8 protein-coding genes are annotated in these 8,874 nt (G+C 47.4%); 5 read left to right on the forward strand and 3 right to left on the reverse strand.

Translation table 11 applies throughout. The features are described 5' to 3' along the window. Positions 1–493: 493 nt before the first annotated feature. A complete protein-coding gene (locus Q397_RS0119585) occupies positions 494–1,342 on the reverse strand; it encodes a MurR/RpiR family transcriptional regulator (RefSeq protein ID WP_028880839.1) in 849 nt (282 codons plus the stop codon). A gap of 263 nt (positions 1,343–1,605) precedes the next feature. Between Q397_RS0119585 and dctP the strand changes: the two genes are divergently transcribed. Genes dctP through Q397_RS23525 form a run of 4 tightly spaced genes read left to right on the forward strand, consistent with a single transcriptional unit; the run spans position 1,606 to position 5,037 of the window. Beyond that, the gene (dctP, locus tag Q397_RS0119590) at positions 1,606–2,613 is read left to right on the forward strand and encodes a TRAP transporter substrate-binding protein DctP (protein ID WP_028880840.1); all 1,008 of its coding nucleotides are present in this window, start codon (positions 1,606–1,608) and stop codon (positions 2,611–2,613) included. After that, positions 2,613–3,095: a TRAP transporter small permease gene (locus Q397_RS0119595; RefSeq protein ID WP_038014970.1), complete on the forward strand. Its 483-nt coding sequence runs from the start codon at positions 2,613–2,615 to the stop codon at positions 3,093–3,095. The genes dctP and Q397_RS0119595 overlap by 1 nt, the downstream gene beginning before the upstream one ends. Continuing rightward, entirely contained in the window at positions 3,092–4,372 is a 1,281-nt protein-coding gene (locus Q397_RS0119600) for a TRAP transporter large permease (RefSeq protein ID WP_205618870.1), read from the forward strand. Before Q397_RS0119595 ends, Q397_RS0119600 begins: the two co-directional genes overlap by 4 nt. Continuing rightward, positions 4,372–5,037, forward strand: a complete 666-nt coding sequence (locus Q397_RS23525; protein ID WP_051610383.1) for a M15 family metallopeptidase — start codon at positions 4,372–4,374, stop codon at positions 5,035–5,037. The genes Q397_RS0119600 and Q397_RS23525 overlap by 1 nt, the downstream gene beginning before the upstream one ends. Before the next feature lie 19 nt (positions 5,038–5,056). Here the strand turns inward: Q397_RS23525 and Q397_RS23530 are convergent, their stop codons facing one another. Then, entirely contained in the window at positions 5,057–6,193 is a 1,137-nt protein-coding gene (locus tag Q397_RS23530; RefSeq protein WP_051610385.1) for a glycosyltransferase, read from the reverse strand. Between the two features lie 318 nt (positions 6,194–6,511). After that, positions 6,512–8,449, reverse strand: a complete 1,938-nt coding sequence (gene asnB, locus Q397_RS0119615) for an asparagine synthase (glutamine-hydrolyzing) (RefSeq protein WP_028880843.1) — start codon at positions 8,447–8,449, stop codon at positions 6,512–6,514. 192 nt (positions 8,450–8,641) lie between these two features. Here asnB and Q397_RS0119620 point away from each other — a divergent pair. Further along, a partial coding sequence (locus Q397_RS0119620; protein WP_028880796.1) for a transposase occupies positions 8,642–8,874 on the forward strand: 233 nt, incomplete at its 3' end.

Raw genomic sequence — 8,874 nt, forward strand, 5'->3', positions numbered from 1 at the left:
ATAAACTTCATGAGTTCGTCCAACTAGAATGCTGTCCGACTTCAATCCGCCGCCTGCGTATCCCTTTCGGTCATATGTACTTGTAAAAGAGCAATCCGGCAACCAGAGCAAGGCTCGGTGCGGAGGGCGGTTTATAAAGGCCTTACCCGAGGCCGTCAACCCTCAAAATTAGTTTCTTTAAAAAAACTGTAACACCTTAGCAAAACTTACTAAACCAATCCGGTCTAACTCGTTGTTCTCAAAGTGTTTTTCGAGAGCCCCGCTGGGGCAGCGCCCCGTTGGTGAAGACGGGTTATAAGGATCTCGCCCCACCCTGTAAACACCTTTTTTCAAAAAAGTGACAAAAGTTTCATTTTTTAACGTAATCCATTGAAAATAAACAAAACTTAATTCGTATCGGGAACGTTAGGAATACCCGTTTTTTAGGTCCAACCCCGGAAAACCTCCAGAAACCTTAAATTACCCTTCTGCGAAAGAACAGAATCAGGCGTACTTATTCCAGAAAGAGCCCAAAATGTTCCTGCGCTTTTGAAAGTTCTTTCATTCTTAGGGAAGCTGACTCCCCTAATGCGGCTCCCACATCCTGTAGTAAGAGGGTCAAAGCCGTGGTAATAGCAATCGGCATCCCCAGAACAAATCGGGTTTCAGCCGGGAATCTTAAAATGTGTGGTGTCAGTCCGGTTGCCCAATCACAAAACTCATCCGCAATCACCACAACATTGATCCCACGTTCCCGCGCCAAGGATGTTAATAAAGGACCATGCGCCCCATAACGGAACGTATCTATTATGATGAGAGTGACGTTCTCACCCTTGGCCGGTAGAAGGTCGGCGTAGACGCCATCAATACCATCAATCATCCGCACCCGGTTTCTCATATAAGACAAGCGACGATAGAATCCATCTGCGAGAAAATGCATGGTCTGAAAACCCGTGACAGAAATCGCGTCCGATTTGGTAAAGAGCTGGACCACCTCTTCCCACAATGCTGTCGTTCTAAGATCAAAGACAGATCGGACAGCTGCATTGCAGAGTTCCAGATCCTCGTCATCACTCCCCCGGTTCAATGATTGAAAGCGCTGATCTATGCGATAACTTTCCGGGCCGAAACTGCTTTGCATCGCTTGTGTGCGAATATCAGCGGAATTTGCGAATCCCAGCTTTCTGTAAAACCGCGTCAGGGTCATCGGGCTTATATTTAAAGTGCGGGCGATATCCGTATTACTTTGAACGAGAACAGCATCTGGTCGCGCCTGCAGATAGGCCGCAATCCGTCTTTCTTTATGAGTCAGCTGAGATTCTACTTTCGCAATCGCCTCAGTTAGAATTTCTACGTCATGCATCCCTGTTGTCCTGCTTCTTTATTATATGCCAACCAGCCTAACACATCTTAAGCGGTTTAATTGAGTGGATATTTTACCGCCAAGAACGAATGTTAACATTATAACATAAAAAATAACTTTGATAGATTGATAACATTTCTGTAATAATGTACGTTAAATCACCTTCCACGCTTTCAACGGTGTTGGGATACAGAGTCGGAAGGGGTCAATATAAAGCGCCGCCCGCAAAGGGTCTGGCAAAAGAAATACAGGAGACTAGAAAAATGAAAAAGGCTTTGTTACTCGCAGCATCGCTCTTTGCGTCCGTATCCATGGCAGCAAATGCTGAAACCGTCAAACTGGGCTACAATGGCCCGCCGGACATGGAAAAGAACGCAGTTCACTTCTTTGCCACAACACTCGAAAAAATCGTCGAGGAAAAATCCGACATCGAGATCGAACTTTATCCGAACTCCCAGCTTGGTGACGAGCAGGAGCGTATGGAAAACACACTGGCAACCCCGTCTTTGAACATCGCAAGCTTCGCCGGCCTGTCCCCCGTTGTGCCGGAAGTTTTTGTGTCCAACACACCATTTATGTTCAACACACCGGAAATTGCCCGCAAATTCTTTGATGAAGGCAAATACTGGTCCATGATTGAAGCTGCCTTTAAAGAGCGCAGCGGCGGGTCTGAAATTCTGGCTGTTGTTGAAGAAGGTGGCTTCCTTGCCTTTACCAGCTCTGACAAGGCAATCCACGAACCGGCTGACTTTAAAGGCATGAAGTTCCGCGCGATGGATCCATCACAGGTTGCTTTGTATGAAGCAATGGGCGCGTCCGGCACGCCTGTTCCTTGGACAGAAGTCTATGCGGCCCTGCAAACAGGCGTTGTTGAAGGGCAAATGAACCCGCCGATGTACATCATCATCGGGTCCTTGAACGAAGTCCAAAAATACTTGACACGTGCCAACGTACAATATTCCATGCAGTTCCTGGTCGGGAACGGCGACTGGCTGAACTCACTGTCTGACGCTGATCGCAAGGTGTTGGAAGAGGCCGTTGCAGAAGCCAACGCCAAAACACGTGATGACGTGCAGGCGAATGTTGAAAAACGTGTTCAGTGGTTGGCCGACAACGGCATGACCATCATCACCCCGACAGAAGCACAAATGGCCGACTTCCAGAAAATCGGTCAGCCGGGCTTCATCAAATGGTTGGGTGAGCAAAGCATCGACAAAGCCTTTATCGAAGCTGCTTTCAAAGATCTTGGTAAGTCTGATCTTCTGAAATAATGAGGCGCTTTCTAATTGACTGGCTGACACGCGCGACTTTGGGTGTGTCAGCCCTTTTAGTCGGTGGGGTGAGCCTGTTTATTTTTTACGGGGTATTTTCCCGTTACCTTTTTGGATCTTCCCCCATCTGGTTTGATGAACTTGCCCGCTATATGATCATCTATGCTGCCGTTCTGGGGATCGGCGCGGTTTGGGTCAAGGGCGGGCACATGCGGGTAGATGTGCTGGAACGCAAAGTTTCCCCCACCTTGCGCAAAACCATTATTTTTTACCAATGGATCGTGACCCTGATCCTTGCCGGAGCCATGGCTTGGTTTTCCTATAAATATATGGGTAAAGTCAGTTTCTTTAAGACGCCGGGACTGCAAGTCTCGCGCTCTCTGCCCTTGATTTCCTTTCCCGTTGGTTTCGGGTTTCTGTTCTTGCTGGTCCTTTTGAAAGGACCATTTGAAAAACGCACTCAGTCGGACGACCTCAAATGATGATTCTCGTTATGCTCGCGGTGATGCTGATCCACGTCGCGCTCGGCTTCCCCCTCTTTTTAGGTTTGATGGTAACGGCTGTTGTCGGGTTTTCCTTTGTCGGCTTTGATCAAATGATGCGGATCATGCCGCAACAGGCTTTTGGCGGCATTGATGTCTTTGCCTTGATGGCAATTCCGCTGTTTATCCTTGCCGGTAACCTGATGAATAACGGCGGCATGACGCCTCGCTTGATGAAACTCGCCAATAATCTGGTTGGGCATTTGCGTGGCGGGATCGGTCACGTCAACGTGGTGTCCAGCGTGTTTTTTGCCGGTGTCAACGGATCTGCCATTGCGGATACGTCAGCATTAGGGACCGTTCTCATTCCGGGGATGAAAAAGCAGGGCTTTCCCGAACATTATGCAGCGGGTTTGACAGCTGCCAGTTCCCTGATTGGGCCCATCGTTCCCCCCTCTATCTTTATGATTATTTATGCCAGCCAAACCGGCACCTCGGTTGGCAGCATGTTTTTGGGCGGGATCATCCCCGGCTTATTGCTTGGCGCGGCCTTTATTGCCATGAACGCTTATTATTCGCGCCGCTATAACATCGAGAAACGCGATAAGCGTGCAGGCATCAAAGAAATTGCCGTCTCCATCTTTCAAGCCCTTCCCGTCATTATTGCGCCGACAATTATTGTGGCAGGGATTGTCATGGGGGTTGCAACCCCGACCGAGTCCGGCGCATTAACCATCGCCTACGTTCTGGCTTGGGGCATTGTCACCAAAAACCTGACTTGGGAAAAGATTTGGGAATCCCTAATTCAGACAGCGATTCTCTGTTCCGCCGTCTTTGCCATTATCGCAATATCCTCCATCATTTCGTGGCAACTGGCCTTTGCCAATGCCCCCCAAGGATTCGCGGGTTTACTGACCCCTTTGATGGACCATCCGACACTCATTCTGATCGTCATTTCCCTGATCACCTTCATCACCGGCATGTTTATGGAAGAGGTCTCCGTCCTCATGCTGCTGACGCCTATTTTTGTACCGGTCGCGCACGTCGCCGGGATCGATCCTATCCATCTTGGCATTGTGGTGACACTCAACATTACCATTGCACTCATCACGCCGCCCATGGGGGCCTGCCTGTTTGTCGCCTCAGCCGTGGGGCGGGTCGATGTCAGCCGTTTGTTCGTGGCCATCTGGCCGTTTATTCTTGTGGCAATGATGGTGTTGCTGGTTGTCATTCTCGCCCCGCAACTGACCATTTGGCTGCCTAAGGTCGTGATGTAATGGACAATAGAATCGTACTTGATCGCCAAGCCGCCAGAGAAACCATCAAGGCGGGGGACAGCGCTGAAAAACTGGTCCCTGCCAGCCCTTGCCCCCATTGGATCGTCTGGCCTGCCTATTATCAAACTAAAATACGTGGCGCCCTCCCCGAAGTTTGGGTGCGCCAATCGGTTTATGATCGACTGTTACAAGTGGCGGACATTCTGGCACCGGACTACAAACTTGTATTGCTGGATGGGTGGCGACCGCAAGAAGTACAGGAAAGTCTCTTTTTCTCCATCAAACAGGTTTTGGAAAAAGAGAATCCATACCTCAGTAATGACGAGGTGGAAGAACTGACCCAGAACTATGCCTCCAAAGCCACGGCTGACAGACATCAACCAAGCCCGCACCTCACCGGCGGATCCGTAGACGTTACGCTGGCTGATGCCCATGGACGTTTTTTGGACATGGGTGGAGATTTCGATGATCCCCATGAAAAAAGCTGGAGCGATTACCCCATCGGCGGGATCGCGGCAACAAACCGCAAAATTTTGTACACCGCCATGATCAAAGCAGGTTTTACCAACCTCCCCAGTGAATGGTGGCACTTTGACTACGGCAACTGGCTGTGGGCTTGGTATAAAAAAGAAGAAAAAGCACTCTACGGACCGGCGACTTTATAGCCCCGGTCCATGTTACGGCTTATTTATCAAAATGACCTTGATAGAAATCAAAATACGCCTGAACACAATTTTCCAACTGGAAATGCGCCTCAAATCGCGCCTTTGCAGCCTGTCCGAACTCCCGCCTCAAGGCTTCGCTTTCAATCAATTGATTTAAGGCCACTGCTATTTTATCCGGTGCCTTTGCAGGTACAACAAGGCCACATTCTTGGTCAATGATTGCTTCAGCATTCCCCCCAACATCAGTTACAACCATCGGCAGGCCACTGCCCATACCTTCTAAAATTGCGTTAGAAAAACCTTCTTCATGAGAGGCCAGAATACCAATATCGCAATGGCTCAAAATATCGACAACATCGCTACGCTTACCCAAAAAATGAACACGATCTCCGATATTTTCTGTCGCAGCTTGCGCCTCCAACGCCTCTCGAATATTGCTGCTATCATTACCAATAAGGAGGAGGTCCCACCTTAGAGATGTAAGCACTTTTGACAAAGCCGATATCAAATCAACGTGCCCCTTGTAGGGGATCAAATTTGCCACCATCACCAAAATAACGCTCTCCTCGGACACCCCAAATGTCGCTTTCAAATCGATATCCTGACTCTTTTTAAGATAAATACCGTTATATATCAGATGCGCTTTTTCTTTCGGAACCCCCTCTTCTTCAATCAATTGCGTCACAACTTTTCGAGAATTGCCTATGATACAGGTCATTTTCGCATGTAACCAATATTCGATCTTTCGAACAATCTCCGGGTATTTATTTAAATACAAGTTCAAACTACGTCGCGACATCAATCTTACAGGGTTTCGAGCCATCCAAGACAACAGCCCGCCAACTAGATAAGTCTGCGGTAAAAAGAAATGAACGATATGGGGACGCTTAAAAAGAAGATATAAAAAAAGCTGAAAACTATTTAATAATATTTTCAGTACTTTTAAGAGGCTGTTTCCAAACTTTTTGCGCACCCAAGGCAACACTAGGCCAACCCCTTGACTCTCTATCTGATCTGCCAACTCACCTGGCTCACTCAGAAGAAAGACCTTCACCTTCATCCCTTTAGCAACCAAGCCGGGGAGAACCTGCGAAAGATGAATTTCTGCGCCACCGCGGTTCAAGCTAACAATGACAACCAAAATATCTTTATTCATTACACTGCCTTAGAGTTGCCTTATTACTTATAACGTCTTTTACCATGGGGAATGACTTTAAAATAAATGCAAAGCGTCAAAAACGCTTGATAAGTCTTCATCAAAGTTTGAGATCAGAAGTCATGAAATTATCGCCTCAAAGAACCAAATCGAAACTTAATATTGCTTTTAAACTAACATCTTAGTTCCTCTTTCAAGAACACCAATAAAAGATGAAAAACCTATTGATAAAAACATCGCTCTGAAGTTCGTTCTACCTTGCATCTACCCACGCTTAATCTCAAACGATCACTTTACACACATTGTTCCAAATTTCACTTACAACCACTCATCTGCCCAGCTTTGCAACATCAACACGTTCCAAAGACCGGCCTGCCAATTATGCGTTCCCAACTGGTGCTCGTGCCAGCGCTGACGAACGGCCTCAACTTGAACCAGATTGTGTTGAAGTAACTTCTGCTCCGACAACAAAGCCTCAGCCCACTCTCGCAAGGGGCCTTTTATCCATTCCCCGACAGGAACACCAAAACCCATTTTAGGGCGCTCTGTAATTTCTGCGGGTACATAACGCTGTAAAGTCTGCTTTAAAATCCACTTTGCCTTCCCCTGATGTACCTTCATTTCATGCGGCAACGACCATGCAAACTCAACAACCCGATGATCCAGTAAAGGAACACGCGCTTCCAGCGACACCGCCATACTCGCGCGATCAACTTTAGTTAAAATGTCATCCGGCAGATACATCAAAGTATCAATATATTGCATACGTTCATAAAAATTGGGCACCTGCTGATTCAGTGTCTCATCTTGCAAAAGTGTTTCAATTTCGCGGCCTTTAACAATCAAATCCGCGAGCTCATCCGCATCCCAATGGCTGAGAAAACTGCGAAACAGATCGTCCTTGCGACCATCCAACACAGCAGCCAGTTTGTATAGCTTAGAACCTATATGCTTAGGACGTCTTCCTTCCGGCACGACCTTCGCCATCTGGTTCCATGCCTGCGGGGGAACAGACTTGATCACTCCTGCCCCAACTTTTCTTAAAAACGGTGGAAGAGCTGAAATCTTTTCTCCCATGTGTCCTGCCATCAAATATCGACTATAGCCACAGAATAACTCATCCCCCCCATCTCCGCTTAAAGCAACGGTTACATGCTTACGCGTCATTGCACTTACAAGATACGTCGGAATTTGTGAAGAATCCGCAAACGGTTCATCAAACATAACCGGTAACTGTGGAATAACCTCTTGTGCCATTTCAGGCATCACATACAATTCTGTGTGATCAGTGCCCAAATGCTCCGCCACTGCGCGGGCATGGGGGGCTTCATTAAAATCACTTTCCGAAAACCCAATGGAAAAGGTTTTGATTTTCTGACTAGATTGCGCCTGCATCGCGCCTGCAACCAAAGAGGAATCTATCCCGCCGGACAAAAAAGCTCCCAATGGGACATCTGCCACCATCCGGCGTTTTACGCTATCGCGCAACAAACTATCTAATGCGTCTACCGCCTCTTTCGCGCTGCCTTGGAAGGGACTATCTTTACCTTGCCTATAAACGTCCTGCATGGACCAAAATTTTTCTTTGGTAATTACGCCGTCCACCCGACGCGTCAGCACTTCCCCCGGAAGCATCTTGTAGACATTTTGGTATATGGAATATGGTGCCGGTACATAGCTGTGGCGCAAGTAAGATGCCACCGCATCATAGTTGACCTCTTTCACAAAAGAGGGATGCTTGACAATGGATTTTAATTCCGAGGCAAATAACAACGTCCCGTTATAGTCAGCCCAATATAACGGCTTTATCCCCAGTCGATCTCGCACCAGACACAAACTTTTCTCTTGCTTGTCCCATAGGGCAAACGCAAACATACCGATAAGTTTTTCGACAGTTTTACGCACCCCAATTGTCGCGCAACTTTCAACAATCGTTTCCGTATCAGAATAACCACGATAACTGCGTTTATGGAACGAAATATCCTCACGCAACTCTTTGGAGTTATATATTTCACCGTTGTAAACAATAACATAACGCCCACAGGAAGACGTCATAGGTTGACTACCTGCTTCGGTAAGATCAATGATAGACAAGCGACGGTGGCCCAGCGCGACACCTTGTTCGCCATCCACCCACGCCCCGCCTGCATCAGGACCACGTGCTACAATTTGATCACTCATTTGGTCCACAAAAGATTTTAAATCTTGTTCAGATACTCCCTGCTTTGCATCCCATAAACCAACAATGCCACACATTAGGCTGTCCTCTCTAAAAATCCGGTGTCAAACACGCTTTCCTGCAAGAAAAGCATGTATCAATATTCCTGCACCTAATCAATAAGAGACATACCCTAAACTGGTGGAGAAATATAGCCTACAAAATACCTGGTCCCGCCCCTATGAAGTGGAGAGTACTTTCTGTTAGACTGAGCTCAACATGAGGAACTTATGAATCTCAAAAGATCAGATGCGTTTAAATCGGAAACCATCCAGCTTGCCCTCACCAGTGGTTTGACTCGCAAGCAAGTGGCTGGGGATCTTGGTAACGGTATCTCTACTCTTAATAAATGGGTTGCCCAGCACAAACATGATGATTTGATGTCGGGGCCGCATGACGATGTTCAGAAAGAATTAACCCGCCTTCGCAAAGAGAACCGTATTCTGAAGAAGGAACGGGAGAT

This window comes from Terasakiella pusilla DSM 6293 (genome assembly GCF_000688235.1).
Classification (GTDB): Bacteria; Pseudomonadota; Alphaproteobacteria; order Rhodospirillales; family Terasakiellaceae; genus Terasakiella; species Terasakiella pusilla.

Coding starts and splice junctions, on each gene's coding strand:
- Q397_RS0119585 (WP_028880839.1), bottom strand. CDS start 1,342: ATGCATGACGTAGAAATTCTAACTGAGGCGATTGCGAAAGTAGAATCT.
- dctP (WP_028880840.1), top strand. CDS start 1,606: ATGAAAAAGGCTTTGTTACTCGCAGCATCGCTCTTTGCGTCCGTATCC.
- Q397_RS0119595 (WP_038014970.1), top strand. CDS start 2,613: ATGAGGCGCTTTCTAATTGACTGGCTGACACGCGCGACTTTGGGTGTG.
- Q397_RS0119600 (WP_205618870.1), top strand. CDS start 3,092: ATGATGATTCTCGTTATGCTCGCGGTGATGCTGATCCACGTCGCGCTC.
- Q397_RS23525 (WP_051610383.1), top strand. CDS start 4,372: ATGGACAATAGAATCGTACTTGATCGCCAAGCCGCCAGAGAAACCATC.
- Q397_RS23530 (WP_051610385.1), bottom strand. CDS start 6,193: ATGAATAAAGATATTTTGGTTGTCATTGTTAGCTTGAACCGCGGTGGC.
- asnB (WP_028880843.1), bottom strand. CDS start 8,449: ATGTGTGGCATTGTTGGTTTATGGGATGCAAAGCAGGGAGTATCTGAA.